We start from the raw sequence: 20,546 nt of genomic DNA, 5'->3' as shown, positions 1-20,546 counted from the left end.
TAAAAAAAATATAAAAAAAATATTTTTTCTTATTTTTGCAATGCAAATAAAAAAAATTGCTTACGCATTTTTATTTTTGTAAAATTTCTTTAATTTTTGAAGTGATTAAATCGACTGCAATATCATTGTATTCATAATATGGAATAATAATATCTGCATGATGAATTGATGGTTTAACATATGCTCTATGCATTGGTTTTACAGTTGCTAAATATTGTTCAATAACATTTTCAATTGTTCTACCACGCTCATTAATATCTCTTGTTAACCTTCTAATGAATCTAATATCAGATTGAGTTTCAATATAAATTTTAATATCTGCAAGCTTACGTAACTCTTCAAAGTGTAATGTTAAAATCCCTTCTAAAATTAATACGTCAGGAGTTTTAATTTTAATTGTTTCTGATTCTTTAATCCCATGAATCTCAAAATCATAAACTGGAACATCCACAGTTTTACCAGCTTTTAAATCCTTTAAATCTTTAACCACTTTATTGATATCAATATTGTCTGGATGATCATAATTAATTTTTAGCTTTTCAGCAAGTGTTTTATTTTTGTTATCTTTATAATAAGAATCTAATGATATACATTCAACAGACTCATTTTTAAAAACTTCTGATATCTTTCCTGAAATGGTTGTTTTCCCACTTCCGCTTCCACCAGCAATTAAAATAATCTTCATTTTTCCCCCATTGATATATATTGTTGATATAATTTAATCATAATAAACTTTTAAAAGGAGGAAAAATGGGAAAAATATTAGTAATAAATGGTTCAATTGTTGAAAAAAGCAAATCTTATTCACATGCAGTCACAGAATTGTTCATTAATGAATATCAAATACTTAATCCTGATGACCAATTTGAATTCTTAGATTTAAATGATTTACCAATGGCAAATCAATCATTATCTAGAAATAACTTCAGCGAATTTTTTAATGAAGAAAATTCTGGTAAATATATAAAACAGTTAAAGAGTGTTGATAAATTAATATTAACTTGTTCAATGAATAATTTTGCAGTTCCAGCAATTGTTAAAAATTACTTGGATCACATTTTTGTTGCTAACGAAACATTTTCTTATAAATATTCAAAAAAAGGAGATGCAATTGGTTTGTTAACTCATCTAAAAGCACAAATTATTACAACTCAAGGTGCCCCAAGTGATTGATATCAATGAGGAAACTTAGCAACATATCTTTCTAAATCATTGGAATTTGCAGGGATTAAAATTAATAAACCACTTTCATTAAATGGAACTAAAGTTAAACCATTAAGTGAAATGAAACCCGAAGACGCCGCAATGACAATTGTAGAAGAAATAAAAAAAGCAGCTAAAGAATTTTAATTAAAATAATATTTATAAATAAAAAAATAGAGTCTACTCTATTTTTTTTTTTTTTTTCTAAAAAACTTACCATTTTTATTAATAAATATTTTTGTTTACTTTTAATTTCATTATCAAATGTAATTTTTTTACCATTTACTTCCATTACATATAATTCATTTTCAATTACTACTTCATATTTTCCATCTTCAAAAGGAAATTCATCATCTTCAAAATAATATTTTTTATTAGTATTGTTTAAAACTAATACTTCATGAAACCTCTTATTTAATTCATATATTTCATAATATTTATGTTCTTGTAATAATTTTTTAATATTTGTTGTTGAGTGAAATTGTGTTCTTGTATAAATAATAATATTTTCTTCACCGAAATATTCTTTTAAAAATGTTACTTTCCCACGACCCTCAAAACCGAATCGGAAATCGCTTCCGATAACTATTTTTTGAACATGTAAAACATCTTTTAAATATTTCATAAAATCTTCATATGATGTTGATTTTGTTGCTTCATTTACCTGCATCTCAAAAATATAATCGGGTGAATACAATTGATTCATAATTTCATATTTGGTTTGTTTAGCTTGTAAATTATATTTCATTTGTGTTGGCGCAATTTTTTCACTAAATGTAAAAATTGAAAAACTCATATTATTAATTTTGGCAACTACATTACCAGCATTTAAAATTTTACGGTGAATTAAATGTAAACCATCAAAATTTCCAATGCAAATGACATTTTTGTCATTTTTAAATTTAAATTCATTAACTTTTTCTTGTAAGTTTATTTTTTTAATGTTATCCATAATAGTCTTCCTTTTGGGCGATTGTTAATTCAATATTGGGATCAATTTCTCAAAGTCCCCTTTTGCATTTATAAAAACCATTGCTGATTCTTGTATAAATTGCCATAATTTCATTATTCGAATTTGAAATAAAAATTGTTTCATCTTTAGCTGCTGGCATTTTAATTGCTTGACCATGAACAATTTCTTTTAAATTTTTATATTCATAAATCGGATATTTATTAATTATTAATCCTTGATAAGTAGTATAAATGTCTTCTAAAGTTAAATTTAAATATTGCTTAGCATCTTCAATTTTAAAGTTTCCCGATTTTGTTCGTCTTAATGCAGATACATAAGCAATCGTTCCCAAATCTTTAGCAATATCTAATGCTAAACTTCTAATATATGTGCCCTTACTACAAATGGCGCGAAATTCAAGTTCCATTGATTTTTTATGACATTTTAATAAGTCTAATTTTTTTATTTCTACTCTTCTTGGTTCAATTTTGGGGGCTTCTTGTTCTTTTCTAGCATACTCATATAATTTTTTACCATTAACTTTAATTGCACTATAAATTGGTGGGTATTGTTCATAAACATAACCATTGTACTTATTAACAACCTCTTCTAAAGTTTTTTTAGAAATTTTAAATGGTGTTTGTGATTCTGAAATTTCGCCTTCAAAATCTAATGTTTTTGTAGTTTCAAATAGTTTCATTTTAAAAACATATTCTTTTTCGCTACTTAAAAAATATTCGCTAACCTTAGTTGCTTGATTGACCAAAACAATCATCAGACCACTAGCTTGCGGATCTAATGTGCCACAATGTCCTAATTTTTTTAAACCTAAACGTTTTTTTATTTTTTCTAATAATAAGTTAGATGACATTCCAATTGGTTTATCGACTAAAAAAAATCCTGATTTGTTTTTCATTGTAATCCTTTTTTATAATTATATAACACTTGTAATTAATAATTATCAAACACAAGCATTTATTTCTATATTAGATAATTCAAAATTATTTTTTATTTTTAACAGATGTATAATATTTATAGGAAGAAAAGAAAATGAATAAACAATTGAGTCTAAAAACAACTTTGGCAATTACTTTTGGTGTCCAATTATTTTTTGGTACAATCTTTGTTATTGCAATTTTATTTAGTTATTTTATTTATAAAGATATTAATCATGGCATCACATGATGAAACTGATTTATTGAACCACCATTTATCTTTTTTATCTATTGAGGATTAGTATTAATAATAATGGCAATTAATAATTTAGTTTGATTTTATTTTTTAGTGAATAACAAACAATTTTTAAAAAACAATTTAGGTTTTAAAATAATTTTTTGATGTACTTTATTTGGAGTTATTTTGTTTATTACCCAAATTGGTGTTGCTGTTTTATTAATTAAACAAAGTAAGTTTTTCACAAAAAACAATTATCAAATTTAAAAGTGTAAATAAAAAACATAAACTTGCTAGTTTATGTTTTTTATTTTATTGAATTATTTTTGGTTTTTAATTCTACTATAACCCATTAAATATGGGATTCAATATACTAATACTAGTGGTGTTCAAATACTTAAAACAACTGTTGGTAATACAAGGAATTTAATTCAGTTATTTTTATTATCAAAGATGTTTGCTTTTCATATACAAAAAATTAATGATAAACACACAAAAATAACAATTGCATACATGCTTATTTCAATGAAACTAATTACTACAAAGACTTTTTTTAATACAGCTAGTGTGTCTCAATTAAAATCAGTTTTAAATACAAATAAATTATAGAAGCTGATTCAAGCAATTTGTCAACAAGATAAAATTAATGTAATAATTGTTGTGATTTTCACAATTTTATGTCATTTTTCTTTTTCATTTTCCATAAAGTATAAATACCTGTCCCTTCACTAATATTATATTCTTTAATAACCTTCGTAAATAAATGAACTTAAAATATATAGTGGCGCTGTTTCAGCACGTAAAATATTCTTACCAAGACTAACAGGTTCAAATCCAAGAAGTTTTAATTGTTCTATTTCTTTTGGTTCGATTCCCCCTTCGGGACCAATTAAGAATGAAATTGAAGACACTTGGTTTGTTAAAGTTTCTTTTAAAGTTTTAGTTTTTTCTTCTTCTCAAGCAACTATATTAAGATCACATAAATAATTTTTTAACTCATTAATATTTTTAATAATGTTTGTAACTTTAGGAATTGTTGTTCTTTTAGCTTGCATTGCGGCAGTTTCACAAATTTTTTGTCAACGTAAAACCTTACTGTCTTCTTTTTGTTCAATAATTTTTACAATATTTCTTTTTAAACTTATTGGAACAATCTCATCAACGCCAAGTTCAGTTGCTTTTTGAATTGCAATGTCTCATTTTTGTTCTCTAATTAATGACATAATTAAAACTTTTTTAACTTTTTTTTCATTAGTTGTAAGGATATAATTAATTTTTACAATTGTTGAAGTTGGTAAAATTTCATCAATCACACAAGAAAAAACATCACCATTATAAACACATTCAATAATTTCTTGTGGTTTTAATTTGATGACATTTTTAATGTGGTGGTGATCTTTATCTTTAATAATAAATTGGTTATTTGATTTATCATTAACAAAATAACGAAACATTATTGGTCACCTTTTAATAATTTTTCAATGCGATTAGCATTATCTAAAGCAGTGTCATAAACAAATATAATTTCAGGCATAATGCGCGCACTAATTTTTTGTGCTAGCATTTTTTTAATGTATTTTAAATGTTTATTAATTTCCGCTTCAACATTTTCTAGTTTTGCATTGACATCATATGTTGAATAAAAAATTTTGGCAATTCTCTTATCGGATGTTAGTCTAACTTCGTGAATTGTTAAAGTTTTTATGTATCGAGAATTTAAAAATTCTCTTTGAAAAATAATTGTTAAAGCTTTTAAAATATCAGCTTGTAATCGTTGTCCTTTAAATGAACCCATATTATTCCTTTACATCAAGCTTAAATGCTTCAATTAAGTCACCTTGTTTAATATCATTGTAGTTTTTAATAGTTAAACCACATTCCATGCCTTCACGAGCTTCTTTAATATCATCTTTTTTATTTTTTAAACTTGATAATTCACCTGTATAAACTAACACACCATCTCTTATAATATGTACTTTTGATCCACGAGGAATAGCACCATTTACAACACGACATCCAGCAATTGTTCCTATTTCTGAGTGTCTAAATAATTCTCTTACTTCTGCTTCTCCAACAATAACTTCAGTATATTCTGGTTCAATAAATCCTTTTGCTAGTTCTTCTACTTCTTCAATTAATTTATAAATAATGTTATGCAATCTAATTGTGATTCCATCTTCTTCAGCTTTTTCTCTCACTTGGGCAATTGGTCTAACATTAAAACCATATAACAATGATTCAGATGCTAATGCTAAAGTTACATCAGAATTAGAAATAGCTCCAACTCCAGCATGAACAATGTTGATTCTGATACCATTAACATTAATTTTCATTAATGAACTCTTAACGGCTTCAATTGTTCCTTGAGTATCAGCTTTTAAAATAATGTTAATAACTTTTAATTCGTTTAATTCAATTTGATGTTTAATTGCTTCTAAAGAAAAGTTCTGTGCTTTTGTTTTCATTTCTTCTGAAATTCTTAAAGCTTGAGCTTTCGCAATATCACGTGCTAATTTTTCTTCACCTAAAACTAAGAATTTATCTCCTGCTCTTGGAACTTCATTTAACCCAATTACAATAATTGGTTTAGATGGATTGGCATTTTTTAAACGTTTTTTATTTTCATCTTCTAAAGATTTAACTGAACCAAAAGTTCCTCCAGCAACAACTGTATCTCTAATATTTAGTACACCATTTTGTACTAAAACAGTTGCAACAGGTCCTTTTGAACGATCTAAGTATGCTTCTAAAACAACCCCGCGTGCTGAATTTTCATAATCAGCTTTATATTCATTTAATTCAGCAATTAATAAAATTGTATCTAGCAATTGATTCAAACCCATTTTTTTAATAGCAGATCCCTCAACAAATGGCACATCTCCACCATAATCTTCTGCAACTAATTCATATTGCATCAATTCTGATTTAACTTTATCGGGATTAGCATTTGGTTTATCCATTTTGTTAATAAACACAATAATTGGAACATGAGCAGCTTTCGCATGATTAATTGCTTCAATAGTTTGGGGTTTTAATCCTTCATCAGCAGCTACCACAATAATAACAATATCAGTTGCTTGACTTCCACGAGCACGCATTTCACTAAATGCCTCGTGACCAGGAGTATCAATGAAAGTAATAAATTTATTTTCATGTTCTACTTGATAAGCACCAATATGTTGAGTAATTCCTCCGAATTCCCCACCAACAATATTAGATTTTCTAATTGCATCTAATAATGTAGTTTTTCCATGATCAACATGACCCATAATAGTTACAACTGGTGGTCTTTCTTTTAATTGGTCTAAATTAATATCAAATTTTATTGTGTCTAATAAGTTTTCCTTTGTCATTTTAACTTCTTTTTTGAAATCAAAACCAAATTCTAAACAAATTTCTCCCATTTGTTCTTCAGTCATTTGTGTATTTTGGTTAATAATATTTCCTTTTAAGAAAAAATATTTAACCACTTCTGATGCTGATTTCCCAATTTTTTCGGCAAATTCTGAAACAGATAGTGGTTCATTATAAACAAAAATACCATCAACCAATCCAATTGCAGATTTAGCTGATAGTTTATTTTTTAATTCTTTAGTATCTTTTATGGATTTGTTCTTTGAAACTTTAATTTTTTTATTATTGTTTTTAGCCATTGAAACACCCCCCTAAAATTTTATAAATAGTTTTTTATTTCTCTAACAAATTTTATCACATGTTGGGCATGTTTTTTAACATTATCACTCGCCTTCTCCATTGCAAATGAATTTTTAGTGATTGCTAACATTTCAATATCATTTTCTCCATCCCCTGAAGTATAGATATCATCCATTGAAACATTGGCATTAGCATGTTGTAAAATCATATTGATTCCATGAGCTTTTGACACATCTTTGTGAATAACTTCAATTAAATTTTTGTGAGTTTTTACACATTTAACATCAGGAATATCTTTAAAATATTCTCTTACTTTATCAATTCGATCAGCACTTGCTAAAAACATAATGTCATTAAGCATTTCATTATTTTCAATATCTTTAATTCCTGATTCTCAATTATCAAATTTTGGTGCCACATCATTAAAAAAGTCATTCCCGTCAATTTCTTTATCAAAAGTATAAGCTAGTGAATTTCTAATATTAGTAATTGTATAACCAATTGAAAATTCATCTTTTAATTTTGTTAAAACTTCTTTAATTTTTGGTCTTGATTCCATACTAATATTAATTGTTGCAATTAGTTGTTCGTGTTTGTCATAAACACATGCCCCATTGTTGGCGATAATATAGTCAAAATCAATTTTATTATATTTTTTAAAGTGTAAAATTTCGTCTTTAATACGTCCACTAGCAATAACAAATTTATTGCCATTATTAATTCATTCATTAATAAAATCTAAGTCTTCTTTTAAAACTTTTTCATCTTCATTAATATTAATTGTTCCATCATAATCTGATATTCATCATTTCATATTATTTACATCCAATTTTCTTTGATTTCTTTTTCAATCATCAAGAAAACCTCTTCTCCTATTTTTGTTTTTAATCCTTTTTCTAATAATCTTTGTTTTTTAACAATTGCTAATGCTTCTAAGTTAGCACGTAAATATACTCCACGACCATTTGCTTTTTGAGTTTGATCTACAAAAATTTCTCCATTTTTGTTTTTAACAACTCTAATTAATTCAACTTTAGGAAGCATTGTGTTTGTGGAAACATCTTTTCTTAAAACTTTATGTTTCATTAACGTCTTTTATTTAAAAATGTTTTTGATTCTAAATCTTCTTTAGTGATGTTTCCATTTCATAAGTTTGGAATGTCTTGTCTAGCTGAATCAGATAGTGAAAAAATATTGATTCTTGTTTTTACTAAGTTTGCCACAAGTCTTGCAGCCATTCCTTTTTTACCAATTGCAAGTGATAATTGTTCATCAGGAACAATAACTTTTGCTTCATTTTTTTCTGCATCATAATCAATACTAATTACTTTAACTGGTGATAAGGCATTAATTATAAATTTAACTTGATTTTCATCTCAGAACACCACATCGATTTTTTCACCATTTAATTCATTAGTAATTAATTTAATTCTTGATCCACCATTACCAACACAGCTTCCAATTGGATCAACATTTGGATCATGCGAAACTACAGCAACTTTTGCTCTAATTCCCGGTTCTCTAGAAACAGATTTGACTTCAATTACACCTTCATTAATTTCGGGAACTTCAATTTCTAAAAGTTTTTCTAAAAATTTAGGGTGAATTCTAGTTGCTTGAATTTGTGAATGTTTATTATCTTTTAAAACATCTTCAATATAAACTGTTAATCTTTGGTTTAATTTAATTTTTTCACCAGGAATAATACGTTTATTTCAAATTGAAATTAATGTTCCATCAATATCAATTAAGTATGAAGTTTCAGTTAAATCTCTAACAATCCCCCCAACAATTGTGCCTTTTTTTCCTTCAAATGTTTCAAAAATTTTTGCTTTTTCACCTTCACGAATTTTTTGTTTAATAATTTGACTTACTTGTAAAGCTGCTAATTTAGAAAATGATTCATTATATTCAACTGGTTCATAAACTTTATCTCCAATTGTTACATCACTACCATAAATTTTTTTGGCGTCTTCTAATTTAATATCTAATCATTCATCTTCAATAGTTTTAACGACTGTTAATTCTTTAAAAACTTTAATAATTCCATTAGTTTTGTCAATATCTACTTTAGTTATTGCTTCAGGATCAAAATGTTTTTCATATGCTTTTTGAAAACCCTCCTTAATTGCTTCAACAACTAATTCTTGGTCGATCTTTTTTTCTTCAGCAATTTCATATATTGCTTCTAAAAGTTCTTTTGTGTCTATCATGATTTTCTCCTTTTATAAAATTGAAAGAAGGCTTGCGCCTTCTTTTTAATATAAAATAATTATAACACTTTTTATCAAGGATTAATAGCTTCTTTACATAAATCTATGAAATCAGAAACCAACTCAATGTTTGGTAGTTTTGGTGTAATCCCAACCCCATGGCTTCCACTTGTAACTCAAATAACAGCTTTACCATCTTCTTTTTTCACTAATTTAAATGATTTTTCTGAATTGACAACATCATATTCAGCTCCTCATTTTTCTAAAAATTTTTCGCGATTCATAACTTCCCCTTATCTATATATATAATAGTATATTACTAATTAATATATTACCAAGGATTTTTCAATTTGTTTTGCTTCATCACTTGTTAAGAAAAATTTAATTATTTCTAAACCAAAAGCAATTGCGCCACCAATTGAACTACCAGTAATAATATTACCGTCTCTAATGGCTGCTGTATTTGATTGTAAAAGTGCTTTATCCAAATATTGTGTACATCCAGGATAATGTGTTACTTTTTTATTATCTAAAATACCAATTTTTCCTAAAACTTGCGGTGCCGCACAAATTGCTGCAACTAACTTATTTTTTTTATATTGTTCTGCAATTTCTGCAAATAATATTTCTTCTTTAAATAAGTTTTCAACCCCAAGTCCTCCACCAGGAAAAATAAATCCTTGGTATTCATCAATGTTAACATCTTTTAAATATTTATCTGGAACCACTTTAGTGCCTCAACCGCCAGTTACAAATTCAGTATTTTTAATGCCAATTAAATCAATTGATTTAATTTTGTTTGGGAACATTTTGCTTGCTCGACGAATAACATCAAGAGTTGCAATTGCTTCAGTATCTTCAAATCCTTCAATTAAGAATAATGCTAATTTATTCATAATACCTCCCTTTTAATTTATAATTTAATTATAAACTACTAGGTATTCATATGGGATTATTTAAAAGAAAAAATATTGAGAATAATAAAATTTCATATTATCAAAAAGAATACCTTCGTGGTTATCTTCTTCATAATGAAAATGAGATCGATATTCAAGTTACATGTCTAAAATATTTAGATGAAAAAATTGCCACTATTTTATTAAATGAACGCTTTGAAAGTCAAATTGCTTTTAGAATTCAAAATGCTCATGCTTTCAATACGATTGGTCTTAAAGAAGAAATTGATGTTGTGTTTTGTGATAAAAATGGTAAAGTTATTTCTACTTATTCTAAAATGCCTATTCAAAAAGTTACTGGATATTATAAAAATGCTTGATATATTTTTGTCTTTGCATCAAAAACGATTGATTTTTTAAATATTAAAGTTAACGATTTTTTAAAAATAAAAATGTAAGTTTTAACCTACATATTTTTTATATGTTTTTTTAATTTTTTCACCAATAGCTGCTTCACCAAATTTTTCAAGTGCAACGTTATATTGATTTTTTAAAATTTCTTTAAACCCGGCATCTAAATTTTGAAATGTTAATTTGCGTAATTCTTCTACACCATGATAAGTTCTTTCCTTAGAAATTTTATCTGCACAAAAAACAATTTTATCTAACGCTGACATATTTTCATCACCTACAGTATGTTTAAATACAGCATTTAAAATTTCTTCATTGTCAATTAATCATTCGTTTTTTAAATAAACATATCCCGCAAAACCATGTCACACAGATTTAGGTTCATTTAATAAATTTTTATCCATTTGAATAATTAAATTGCTTAATTTTTCATCAGAAAATTCTTTTGCAACATCATGCAATGTACCAGCAATTTTAGCAATTTGCGGATCAATATTATTAATTTTTGCCAACTCTTCTGCGCATTCACCTACATTGATTGAATGTTGTAATCTTTTTGGTGACATTTTTAAACGAGATGCTAAATACAATAATTTATTATTTATATACTCATTAACCACTGGTAATTGTTTAGACATTTCCACAGCGTCACGTAATTTTGTTGAACTTAAATGTAAATTATTAAACTTAATAACTTGAACGTTATATTTGTTTGCAATGTCAAAATTAGTTGTCATTCTTTCAAAACAAATAAAATTTACCTCTTTTAATAATTCTTCAAAACGATGTCATTGTTCTAAATTTTGTAGCTGATCAGAACCAATAATAAATGTAAATTCATTATTTGGATATTCTTTTTTTAATCATTTAACAGTATCAAATGTATAACTTGGTGCCTTACTTTTGATTTCTTTATCAACAACTTTTACATAATCTAATTTATTAATTCCTAAATTTATCATGTTAATTCGATCTTCGGGAGTTGATTTAACAGCTAATTTAAAGGGATTTTGAAATGTGGGAATTACTCAAACTTCATCAAATTTCAAAACTTCTTTGCACTGCTTAATTATACTTAAGTGATCAGCATGAAATGGATCAAATGTTCCACCTAATAAAGCTATTTTCATATTTCTCCTTAAAATATATAAATATTTTACACACAAAAAAAATATATGCTATAATATTTAAGTCGTTTGACATCACAAACTAAAGTATTCCAAATCCTTTCTTTTCTTTATTTGACAACAAGGTTTGTGATTAGTTGTTAAATCTATTTTTTATTGCAAAAGCACCTAAGGGTGCTTTTTGTTTTATTTAATTTCAAATAAATTTTCAATATCAAATGGATAAACAGCTAAATCTTTAAATGTTTTATTTAATTTATTTTCCATATCATAAATAAACATATTTTCCATATAGTGACCAACAGCAAATACATCAACGTCATTATTTTTTGCATAAACTCATTGATGTCATTTTAACTCACCAGAAATAAATAGTTTTTTAGTAATTCCATTAGCAACAATGTAATCACCACCAGCACCTGTACATATTAAGAATGAATTTGCAGTATCTTCTAAATTGGTGTGTTTTGAAACTAGTGCTTTTTTGCATTTAAATGCTTTTTTAAATTTATCAAGAATTTCTTTTTTAGTGATGTCATCATATAAATTAACTCGTAAAGTTTCTTTTAACTCACCTTTTCTTTTAATATCTTTAACATTAAATTCTTCTTCTAACATGGCAAATAAAGCACGCTTTTTAGAAGCATCATAGTTAGAGTGAATTGAAAACACTTGAATTTCATTTTTAACTAATAAGTCGAGATTTCTTTTCTTTGAAGGATTGATCATTTCTTCATCTAGATTATCAAAAATAAATGGATGACGACTAATTATTAAATTAGCGTGTTTTTTGATAGCAAAATCCACTACTTCATTTGTAATATCTAAACAAATAACAACACCTGCTATTTCATTTTGACTTGGTAAATCATAGACACTCTCTATTTGAAAACCAATTTTATCTCATTCTCCTGCTGAAGCTTGGGGAAATAAATCATTAATATATCTGTACAATTCTGCAGATTTAACTTTTGAACTCATCTTTTATCACCTTATTTATCATTTTTTTTATTTTTTTATTGTATTTTAAAGTATCTTTATATTTTTTTGTTTTGACTGGAATTTTAGAAAGTAATTTATTTTGACGTTGTTCTTCTAACAATCATTTTTCAAAATAAATTTTATTATTTTTTGTTTTTCTTAATATTGGTCCAAAATATAAATCTTTTAAATTTTTGATTTTTTTACCAGCATGCTTGTTAATTTTAATAACTTCATAAATAATGTCATTATCTTTAACAATGACTTCTGATTCAATAAAATATTTATGTTCTTTTGCTCATTGACGAATTGGTGTGTTGTTTGTATTGCAACAAATTACATAACAATCAATTAACTCACAATCTTCTTTTAAGATTTGTAAAATAGTTTTTGAACCCATCCCTGCAATAATGCATGTATCAACTTTAACGCGGTATTCTTTAATTCAACTAATACCATCAGATTTGACAATTTCAATATCTTTTTGAACTCCAAAACTATTAATATTATTTCTAGCTTTGTTTAGTGGTTCTTCAGCGACATCAGTACAATAAATTTTTTTAACTGTGTGTTTCTTAGCTAAATAAATTGGAATATACCCATGATCTGTCCCAATATCGGCAACACATTTTTCGTCTTTAATCATATTTGCAATTGCTAATAATCTTGGAGTAATAATTCCCATAATTATCCTTTAAAAAAATCTTTTAAAATTTTTGTTTTTGCATTTGCTGCATTTGGTTTAAATTTACGAATAGTTTTAGCTTCAATTTGTCTAATTCTTTCACGCGTTACTTTAATTTCTTTCCCTACATCTTCTAATGTTTTAGGATAATCATATTTTGATAAATGATGTTGAATAATTTTATGTTTATATAATTGCAATTTTTCCACTGGTGTATCAATGTGAACATCAAGATCAGAAATCGCTTTAATTAAACTATCATATGTTTCATCTTCGCACTCTTTTGCAAGATATACAATAGTTCTTAACTTAGTTGGTAAAATTCCAAAACGCATTCTAATAACTTTTTCTTCACGTGGTGATAAGATGGAAGCAAATGCTTCATCAATTACTTCTCTTAAAGCTTCTTTTTCTGTATATTCATCTGGTGAAACAATGTCTTTATCTTCAACAAAATCTCCAAAATGGGTATCATCTTCATCACCAAATGGTTTTTCTAAAATTACTGGTTCAATTGCTAATTTTTTAATTTCAGTAATTTTTTGAGGTGTAATATCTTTCCCATATTTTTCAGCAATTTCTTCAGTTGAAGGTTCTCTTCCTAATTCTTGAGTTAATTGTCTTTCAATACGAGTAATTTTATTAATTGTTTCTACCATGTGAACAGGAATTCTAATTGTTCTTGCTTGATCAGCAATTGCTCTGGTAATTGCTTGTCTAATTCATCATGTTGCATATGTTGAGAATTTAAATCCTTTTGAATAATCAAATTTATCAACAGCTTTAATTAAACCAACATTTCCCTCTTCAATTAAGTCAGAAAATTCAAGACCACGATTTAAGTGTTTTCTAGCAACAGAAATAACTAACTTCAAGTTAGAAGTAATTAATTTTTCACGACCTTCTTTAACTTCATCAGGATCATCTGATTGAATCATTTTTGCATATTCAATTTCTTCATCTTTAGTTAAAATTCTAGATGATCCAATTTGATTAAAATATGATTTAATTACATCTTGAATTTTTGTATCGTTTGAGATTAATCCCACACGATATTTTGTTGAAGTTGGTGATAAAGTTAGTTCTTGCACTTCTTTTTTCTCAACTTCATCTAATTCAACTTCAACATCGATTTCGTCTAAGTTATCAATAAACTCAATGCCGCTTTTTGTTAAATCATTAAAGAAACTGTCAATTTCTGTTTCTGTTGCTGCTGCATATTTTGTGGCAATATATTCTTGTAACATATCTTGTTCAATTTTATTACCTTCTTTTTTTGCAATTTTTAATATATTTTTTTTAAAGTCTTCAAAGTCTTTAAATTTTTTGTTTTTTAAATTCATGTATCTCCTATTTGTTTGTTTTTAAATTAGATCTTTTTCTAATATAAACTTCAAATTTTCTTGTTAATTGAAGTTTTTCTTTTTCATCTGTTGTCTTTTTAATTTTAATTGCTATTTCTTCTAGTTCTTGATTTATTTCATATTCGTCCAACGTTTGCAAAATTTCATTAAACTCTTTTTTATTCATTGTTTGTGAAAAACAATTATTTCAAATACTATATAGTTCATCCAATAACGTTTCATCATAATCGGTAAATTTTTGTATTAAATAATTAAAATTGTTACCTTTATATGTTTTATGATTATATTCATTAATTATAAATTTAGCAATTTTTAAATAAATTTTGTTTTTAAATTTATAAAGAATTCTTTCGATTTCAGTTAAAAATTTATCATTTTTAATCAAATCATTAATAAGCCGTTTTTGAACTAACTCATATTTAAATTGATTAATATCTTTAAAATTAAAAGTTTCTTCTTGAATGTTAGGAATTTCACTCAATTCATCTGGGAATGGTTCTTGAAATTCTTCTTCTTCAGGAATAAAGTTGGGATAAAAATCTTGTTTAATATTAACACCACTTAATTTAGCTAATTGATCACTAAGCGAATTAATATCAACTTTAGATAATTCTGATATTTTTTGAATCCCCATTTTTTGAACAATTGGATTACCAATTCTTTTAAGTAAATCTAAGCATTCACTAATAAATTTATCTACACTTTTAATATCAGAAAAATCAGTTTTAGCTTTGTAATAATTAATTGTGAAGTCGACAACATGATTAGGATTAGCAATCATATCATTGATTTCTTTTGTTTTATTTTCAATTACTAATTCATCAGGATCTTTATCTGTAGGATTTTTAACAATTTCAACATCATAGTTGAAATCTAATAATTTTTTTGCCGCCTTTATAGTGGCGTTAATTCCTGGGTCATCACCATCTAAGAATAATTTAAATTTTTTAGTTGAGTGAGAAATAATTTTAATTTGTTCATCACTTAAATTAGTCCCCATTATTGCAATAGCATTTTTAATTCCGATGCGATTTAAAGCAATAACATCCATAAATCCTTCTAAAATAATAACTTCATTTTTTTGACGAATAAATTCACTTGCATGAAAATAGTTATATAACAAATGTGATTTTTTAAAGATAAGATTTTCTCGAGAGTTAATATATTTTGGTTTTTCATCTTTAATAATTGTTCTCGCAGAAAACCCAATAGTTTTTCCATCTTCATTTAAAATTGGAAAAACAATTCTATTAAAGTAATTAGAATCAAAGCTTGTTCCCTTTTTATAAATTATTCCTGAATCAATTATTGTTTGTTCATCATGTGATTTTTTAATTAAAATTTTATAAAGTTCACCTGGCGGGATATTAAAAATTCCAATTTCAAACTTTTTAATATCGGCATCAGTAAATTTACGTGATTTTAAATATTCTAAATATTCTTTGGCATTTCGCACAATTTTTTGTGCCATAAAGATTTTTTTTAATTCTTCATTTAAAGCAAACAATTTTTCTTCGGCATCACTATATTTTTTTTCACGTTTTTCAAATTTAAAATTTTTAATTTTAATATTGTATTTTGTAGCAAGAAAATCAACCGCTTCATAAAAGTTAATATTTTTGTATTTCTGTACAAAAGATATTGCTGTCCCCCCGACACCACAAGGAAAACATTTAAAGATTTTTTTACTTGGAGTTATTTGTAGTGAAGGATCAGAATCATTATGAAATGGACAAACTGCTCGAAAGTTACGACCATGTTTTTCAATTTGAATAAAAGAACCAATTACATCAGCTATATCTAGTTGATCCAAAAAGTCTTTAATATCTTGTTCGCCAAGTCTTCCTTCAACCATTGAAACTCCTTTTATTTTTTGTTTTTAATAATATAATTAATGATTTCTGAAATCAAAACACGTTCTTGTTTCATTGTATCTCGCTCTCTGATTGTGACACATTGATCGTTTATACTATCAAAGTCAACAGTGATACAAAATGGTGTCCCAATTGCATCTTGACGACGATATCTTTTACCAATTTGACCCGCTAAATCAAATGTTGCATTTAACTCTTCTTTAATTTCATCAAAAATTTGTTTTGCTTGTTCTGCTTGTTGTTTTTGTAATGGCAACACAGCAACTTTGTATGATGCAAGTGCAAATGGCAATTTAAGAATTGTTCTCATATCTTCGCCAACTTTTTCTTCATCATATGCATTACAAATAGTTGCCAAAAATAATCTTTCTACCCCAACACTTGGTTCAATTACATAGGGAATTTCTTTTTGATTAGTTTGGGGATTTAAATAGCTTAAATCTTGTTTGCTTTCTGCCATGTGACTTTTTAAATCAAAATCAGCACGGTGCGCAATTCCCCATAATTCCCCAACTCCGAACGGAAATTTGTATTCAATATCAACTGTTCTTTTTGCATAGTGTGCCAGTTCATCTTTTGAGTGTTCTCTTAAAATATAATTTTCTTGTTTAAAAAGCATTTTGTTTTTCAAAAAATTATTTACTTCTTGTAGTCAATATTCAAATCAATCTTGTTTATCATCTTTTGAAAAGAAAAATTCTAACTCCATTTGTTCAAATTCTCTAGTTCTAAAAATGAAGTTACCAGGGGTAATTTCATTTCGGAAACTTTTACCGATTTGTCCTACTCCAAACGGTAATTTTTTTCTAGTTGATCTTTGAATATTTTTAAAATTAATAAAAATTCCTTGAGCAGTTTCAGGTCTTAAATAAACAATTGAATTTTCATTTTCAATTACACCTTGGTTAGTTTTATACATTAACATAAATTTTCTAATACTTGTAAAATTTTGTTTTTTACAAATTGGACAAGGAATTGCTTTTTCTTTAATAATTCTTTCTAAATTTTCGTCTGAAGGATCAGTAATTATTTCTTTTGTAAATTCTTCAATTATTTTATCTGCTCTCATTCTTGTCTTGCATTCTTTGCAATCAATTAATGGATCACTGAAATTTTTTAAATGTCCTGAAGCTTTTCACACCCCATTATTTAATAAAATGGAAGAATCTAAACCAACATTTAATTCATTATTTCTTACAAAATAATTTCATCATGTGTCTTTAATATTTTTTTTCAATTCAGAACCAAGTGGACCATAGTCTCAAGAATTTGCTAGACCACCATAAATTTCAGAACCTTGAAAAATAAAACCATTAGATTTTAAGAAAACAATTAATTTTTCCATATCTAATTTAATGTTTTTATTACTCATGTTTTTCTCCTAATTGAATATATGTTAAATTAATATTACTATATGTCAACACATTATAAGTGTTTATAAATACTTTTTCATAGCTTCTTTGTTTAATTTTATATATTTGCTTGTTTTAATTTCTTTAAATGCTGGAATGCTAATCCCTAAATCATTGTTGTAATAATTTATTAATGTACTATTTAAGACTACTAAATCTTCAATATTTCATGGCATAAAATAAGCACTATATAAATTTTCACCTTTAAATGCAAGCAACATTTTGATAAAACTATCAGGATGTTTTTGTTTTTTATCAAAACATCTTATGCAAATAAATTGTTTTTTTGCAAAATCAAATCTCACAAATTTAGAATTTCTTCGCTTACAGATTAAACATTCTTCTAAATTTCAATCTGCTCCTGTGTTTTTTAATAATTTAAAAATAACTAAAACAAATAATTGAAATGCCTTATCAATAGCACTTTCAATTTCTGAAAAATAAAATAATAATAATTTAAATGTTTCATTATCGGGAAAATTATTATCAAACAAAATATCAAGTAAAGAAGTAAAAGTTGCTGTAAATAAGTATAATTCATAACTTTGAGTTATTTTATTAAAGTCTTTTTTTAATACCCCTGTTTTTAATTTTGATAACCCATCTGCTTTTAAACTTTCAAAAAGCTCAAATTCAGAATAAGAAAATAATTGCACAGAAAACTTATTTTTAGATTCTGGTTTATTAACGCCCAAAGCATAAAAAATAGTTTTTCCCTTTTCTTTAGAAAAAACTTTAACAACATTTTTGTTATCTTCAATTTCATTATTGCTAATAACAAACCCATTAATTTTTTTTGTTGACATTTTTTAATCCTTATCAATGTATCCTAGTAGTTTGACTTCATTTCTAATTTTTCTTCAATCACGAGATACTTTAACGAAGAATTCAATAAAAATCTTTTTACCAAAAAACGCTTCTAATTCTTGACGTGAATGAGTGGCAATTTCTTTTAACTTCGCTCCACCCTTACCAATGATGATTGGTTTTTGACTTTCACGTTCGCAAAAAATAGTTGTGGCAATTCTAATAATATTTTTTTCTTCTTTAAATGAATCAATTCTAATTGCAGATGAATGTGGAATTTCTTGACCTGTTCTTAATAAAATTTGTTCTCTGATAATTTCTTTTGCCATAAAATATTCATCTTTATCAGTAAATGCATCTTTATCAAAAAAGTTATAATCAAGATTTGGCAAAATTTGTTTAATTGTAGCAATTACAAAATTAATGCTTTCAAAACTTTTAATTGAAATCGGAATAATTTTATTAAATTTATCAAATTTAGTTTTTCATTCAGCTATTTTTTCCTCGATTTCTTTTTTACCAACCAAGTCTGCTTTAGTGATTAGTAAAATTAAAGGCACTTTGGTATTTTTAACTTTTTCTAAAATCAATTCATCATTAGTGCCAATTGTTTCATTAGCTGGTGCCAACATTAAAATACACTCTACATCTCGCACACTGTTAAGTGCTGTTTTATTCATAAACTTTGATAATTCATTATTTTCTTTGTGTGAATGAACACCTGGAGTATCAATAAAAATTAATTGTGAATCTTGATCATTATAAATCCCCAAAATTTTGTCTCTAGTTGTTTGAGCTTTGTTTGTTACAATTGAAATTTTTTTACCAATTACACTATTAACAAATGATGATTTTCCCACATTTGTTCTTCCAATAACGCTTATAAAACCACATTTACCCATATTAAGACATACCTTGTAATTTTGTAACAAATGCTGGTATATAAATTAGAAACCCAGCAATTGAAGCTGTAAAGACATTTAAAATACTTGCAGCTGCACAAATATCTTTAATCTTTTTTGCTCTTTGATTATATTCAAAACTTAATAAGTCAACAAAGTTTTCAATTGCTGTATTGATAAATTCAAACCCAACAACAACTCCAATAATAAATACAATAAGTGCTCATTTTTCTGTTGATAAATCCAATCACACACCAAACACGATTGCTAAAAATGTCACAACAAAATAGACAAATAATGTTGATTCTTCTCTAAACGCAGTAATTACACCTCTTAAAGCATTTGAAAATTTGTTTTTTGTTTTTAAAACAAAACCACTTCTTTTTCGATTATTTTTGTTGTCAGCCATTTTATTCACCAATCACTTTTTCTATATTATACTTTATATTTAATTCATGTAAAATGTCATCTGTTAATTTAAACATTTCATCTTCTTCTTTTTCACCAAGTTCATGATCATAACCCATAATATGTAAAAGTCCATGAACAAAGCATCATGCCATTTCAGTTTTAATGTCATGATTAAATTTTATTGCCTTGCGATTAGCTTCATCAAAAGCAATAAAAATGTCACCTAACTCTTTTACATTAGATTCAATTAAATTATCTTCAGCTGGAAAAGAAATCACATCACCGATTTTTTCAACTCCACGATATACTTTTTCAATTTCAAGCGATTCTTCATCTGATATAAAAATAACTGATAATTCTAAATTTTCTTTAATATCTAGAATTTTTTTTGCTGCAAATAATAATTCTTCAAATATATTTTTATAGTTATCAATTAAATTATTTTTATTATATTTATCAAAAAAATTAATTTCATTCATGT

General features: G+C 26.1%; 25 protein-coding genes. 3 read left to right on the top strand and 22 right to left on the bottom strand.

The window, feature by feature from the left end; translation table 4 throughout:
* Positions 1 to 70: 70 nt before the first annotated feature.
* Entirely contained in the window at positions 71 to 685 is a 615-nt protein-coding gene (gene udk / locus AACL01_RS01640) for a uridine kinase (protein WP_339023213.1), read from the bottom strand.
* 65 nt (positions 686 to 750) lie between these two features.
* On the opposite strand from udk, the gene AACL01_RS01635 reads away from it, so the two are divergent.
* Positions 751 to 1,350, top strand: a complete 600-nt coding sequence (locus tag AACL01_RS01635) for an FMN-dependent NADH-azoreductase (RefSeq protein WP_339023211.1) — start codon at positions 751 to 753, stop codon at positions 1,348 to 1,350.
* Here the strand turns inward: AACL01_RS01635 and AACL01_RS01630 are convergent.
* Positions 1,337 to 2,155: a hypothetical protein gene (locus AACL01_RS01630; protein WP_339023209.1), complete on the bottom strand. Its 819-nt coding sequence runs from the start codon at positions 2,153 to 2,155 to the stop codon at positions 1,337 to 1,339. The two genes, AACL01_RS01635 and AACL01_RS01630, sit on opposite strands and share 14 nt — an antisense overlap.
* Complete coding sequence (gene truB / locus AACL01_RS01625; protein ID WP_339023207.1) at positions 2,148 to 3,071, bottom strand: tRNA pseudouridine(55) synthase TruB; 924 nt, start codon at positions 3,069 to 3,071, stop codon at positions 2,148 to 2,150. The genes AACL01_RS01630 and truB overlap by 8 nt, the downstream gene beginning before the upstream one ends.
* 134 nt (positions 3,072 to 3,205) lie before the next feature.
* Here truB and AACL01_RS01620 point away from each other — a divergent pair, with 134 nt between their 5' ends.
* A complete protein-coding gene (locus tag AACL01_RS01620; RefSeq protein ID WP_339023205.1) occupies positions 3,206 to 3,595 on the top strand; it encodes a hypothetical protein in 390 nt (129 codons plus the stop codon).
* Between the two features lie 53 nt (positions 3,596 to 3,648).
* Here the strand turns inward: AACL01_RS01620 and AACL01_RS01615 are convergent, their stop codons facing one another.
* The 9 genes from AACL01_RS01615 to AACL01_RS01575 form a co-directional block, all read right to left on the bottom strand.
* Positions 3,649 to 4,032: a hypothetical protein gene (locus AACL01_RS01615; RefSeq protein WP_339023204.1), complete on the bottom strand. Its 384-nt coding sequence runs from the start codon at positions 4,030 to 4,032 to the stop codon at positions 3,649 to 3,651.
* A gap of 39 nt (positions 4,033 to 4,071) precedes the next feature.
* Complete coding sequence (locus AACL01_RS01610; protein ID WP_339023203.1) at positions 4,072 to 4,782, bottom strand: 16S rRNA (uracil(1498)-N(3))-methyltransferase; 711 nt, start codon at positions 4,780 to 4,782, stop codon at positions 4,072 to 4,074.
* On the bottom strand, positions 4,782 to 5,123 hold the full coding sequence (rbfA, locus tag AACL01_RS01605; protein ID WP_339023201.1) for a 30S ribosome-binding factor RbfA: 342 nt from the start codon (positions 5,121 to 5,123) through the stop codon (positions 4,782 to 4,784). Before rbfA ends, AACL01_RS01610 begins: the two co-directional genes overlap by 1 nt.
* Position 5,124: 1 nt before the next feature.
* The gene (gene infB / locus AACL01_RS01600; protein ID WP_339023199.1) at positions 5,125 to 6,981 is read right to left on the bottom strand and encodes a translation initiation factor IF-2; all 1,857 of its coding nucleotides are present in this window, start codon (positions 6,979 to 6,981) and stop codon (positions 5,125 to 5,127) included.
* A gap of 20 nt (positions 6,982 to 7,001) precedes the next feature.
* The gene (locus AACL01_RS01595; RefSeq protein WP_339023197.1) at positions 7,002 to 7,796 is read right to left on the bottom strand and encodes a Cof-type HAD-IIB family hydrolase; all 795 of its coding nucleotides are present in this window, start codon (positions 7,794 to 7,796) and stop codon (positions 7,002 to 7,004) included.
* Positions 7,797 to 7,801: 5 nt separating this feature from the next.
* Positions 7,802 to 8,068 (bottom strand): RNase P modulator RnpM, encoded by a 267-nt coding sequence (gene rnpM, locus AACL01_RS01590; protein WP_339023196.1) that lies wholly within the window; start codon positions 8,066 to 8,068, stop codon positions 7,802 to 7,804.
* Positions 8,068 to 9,195 carry a transcription termination factor NusA gene (nusA, locus tag AACL01_RS01585; RefSeq protein ID WP_339023195.1) on the bottom strand — a complete coding sequence of 376 codons (1,128 nt, stop codon included), beginning with the start codon at positions 9,193 to 9,195 and terminating at the stop codon, positions 8,068 to 8,070. Before nusA ends, rnpM begins: the two co-directional genes overlap by 1 nt.
* Positions 9,196 to 9,266: 71 nt before the next feature.
* Complete coding sequence (locus AACL01_RS01580; protein ID WP_339023194.1) at positions 9,267 to 9,479, bottom strand: hypothetical protein; 213 nt, start codon at positions 9,477 to 9,479, stop codon at positions 9,267 to 9,269.
* 39 nt (positions 9,480 to 9,518) lie between these two features.
* Positions 9,519 to 10,091: a DJ-1/PfpI family protein gene (locus AACL01_RS01575; RefSeq protein ID WP_339023192.1), complete on the bottom strand. Its 573-nt coding sequence runs from the start codon at positions 10,089 to 10,091 to the stop codon at positions 9,519 to 9,521.
* A 50-nt stretch (positions 10,092 to 10,141) separates the two neighbouring features.
* On the opposite strand from AACL01_RS01575, the gene AACL01_RS01570 reads away from it, so the two are divergent.
* The gene (locus tag AACL01_RS01570) at positions 10,142 to 10,549 is read left to right on the top strand and encodes a hypothetical protein (protein WP_339023190.1); all 408 of its coding nucleotides are present in this window, start codon (positions 10,142 to 10,144) and stop codon (positions 10,547 to 10,549) included.
* A 3-nt stretch (positions 10,550 to 10,552) separates the two neighbouring features.
* On the opposite strand, the gene AACL01_RS01565 is transcribed toward AACL01_RS01570, so the two are convergent.
* The 10 genes from AACL01_RS01565 to ybeY all read right to left on the bottom strand — a co-directional run bounded on the left by AACL01_RS01565 (position 10,553) and on the right by ybeY (position 20,544).
* Positions 10,553 to 11,632, bottom strand: coding sequence for a nicotinate-nucleotide adenylyltransferase (locus AACL01_RS01565; RefSeq protein ID WP_339023189.1), 1,080 nt, complete (start codon positions 11,630 to 11,632; stop codon positions 10,553 to 10,555).
* 183 nt (positions 11,633 to 11,815) lie between these two features.
* Complete coding sequence (locus AACL01_RS01560) at positions 11,816 to 12,610, bottom strand: Nif3-like dinuclear metal center hexameric protein (RefSeq protein WP_339023187.1); 795 nt, start codon at positions 12,608 to 12,610, stop codon at positions 11,816 to 11,818.
* Positions 12,594 to 13,295 carry a class I SAM-dependent methyltransferase gene (locus AACL01_RS01555; protein WP_339023186.1) on the bottom strand — a complete coding sequence of 234 codons (702 nt, stop codon included), beginning with the start codon at positions 13,293 to 13,295 and terminating at the stop codon, positions 12,594 to 12,596. The genes AACL01_RS01560 and AACL01_RS01555 overlap by 17 nt, the downstream gene beginning before the upstream one ends.
* 2 nt (positions 13,296 to 13,297) lie before the next feature.
* Positions 13,298 to 14,638 carry a sigma-70 family RNA polymerase sigma factor gene (locus AACL01_RS01550; RefSeq protein ID WP_339023185.1) on the bottom strand — a complete coding sequence of 447 codons (1,341 nt, stop codon included), beginning with the start codon at positions 14,636 to 14,638 and terminating at the stop codon, positions 13,298 to 13,300.
* A gap of 7 nt (positions 14,639 to 14,645) precedes the next feature.
* Positions 14,646 to 16,514 carry a DNA primase gene (dnaG, locus tag AACL01_RS01545; protein WP_339023183.1) on the bottom strand — a complete coding sequence of 623 codons (1,869 nt, stop codon included), beginning with the start codon at positions 16,512 to 16,514 and terminating at the stop codon, positions 14,646 to 14,648.
* An 11-nt stretch (positions 16,515 to 16,525) separates the two neighbouring features.
* A complete protein-coding gene (locus AACL01_RS01540; RefSeq protein ID WP_422397971.1) occupies positions 16,526 to 17,890 on the bottom strand; it encodes a glycine--tRNA ligase in 1,365 nt (454 codons plus the stop codon).
* Between the two features lie 78 nt (positions 17,891 to 17,968).
* Positions 17,969 to 18,751: a DNA repair protein RecO gene (gene recO / locus AACL01_RS01535; protein WP_339023180.1), complete on the bottom strand. Its 783-nt coding sequence runs from the start codon at positions 18,749 to 18,751 to the stop codon at positions 17,969 to 17,971.
* Between the two features lie 3 nt (positions 18,752 to 18,754).
* On the bottom strand, positions 18,755 to 19,654 hold the full coding sequence (gene era / locus AACL01_RS01530; RefSeq protein WP_339023179.1) for a GTPase Era: 900 nt from the start codon (positions 19,652 to 19,654) through the stop codon (positions 18,755 to 18,757).
* A gap of 1 nt (position 19,655) precedes the next feature.
* Positions 19,656 to 20,063, bottom strand: coding sequence for a diacylglycerol kinase family protein (locus tag AACL01_RS01525; RefSeq protein ID WP_339023178.1), 408 nt, complete (start codon positions 20,061 to 20,063; stop codon positions 19,656 to 19,658).
* Position 20,064: 1 nt separating this feature from the next.
* On the bottom strand, positions 20,065 to 20,544 hold the full coding sequence (gene ybeY, locus AACL01_RS01520) for an rRNA maturation RNase YbeY (RefSeq protein WP_339023177.1): 480 nt from the start codon (positions 20,542 to 20,544) through the stop codon (positions 20,065 to 20,067).
* Between the last annotated feature and the right edge of the window lie 2 nt (positions 20,545 to 20,546).

The sequence above is a fragment of the Spiroplasma endosymbiont of Crioceris asparagi genome, from assembly GCF_964020035.1.
Lineage (GTDB): Bacteria > Bacillota_I > Bacilli_A > Mycoplasmatales > Mycoplasmataceae > TIUS-1.
This window is presented reverse-complemented; position numbering and strand designations above follow the sequence as displayed.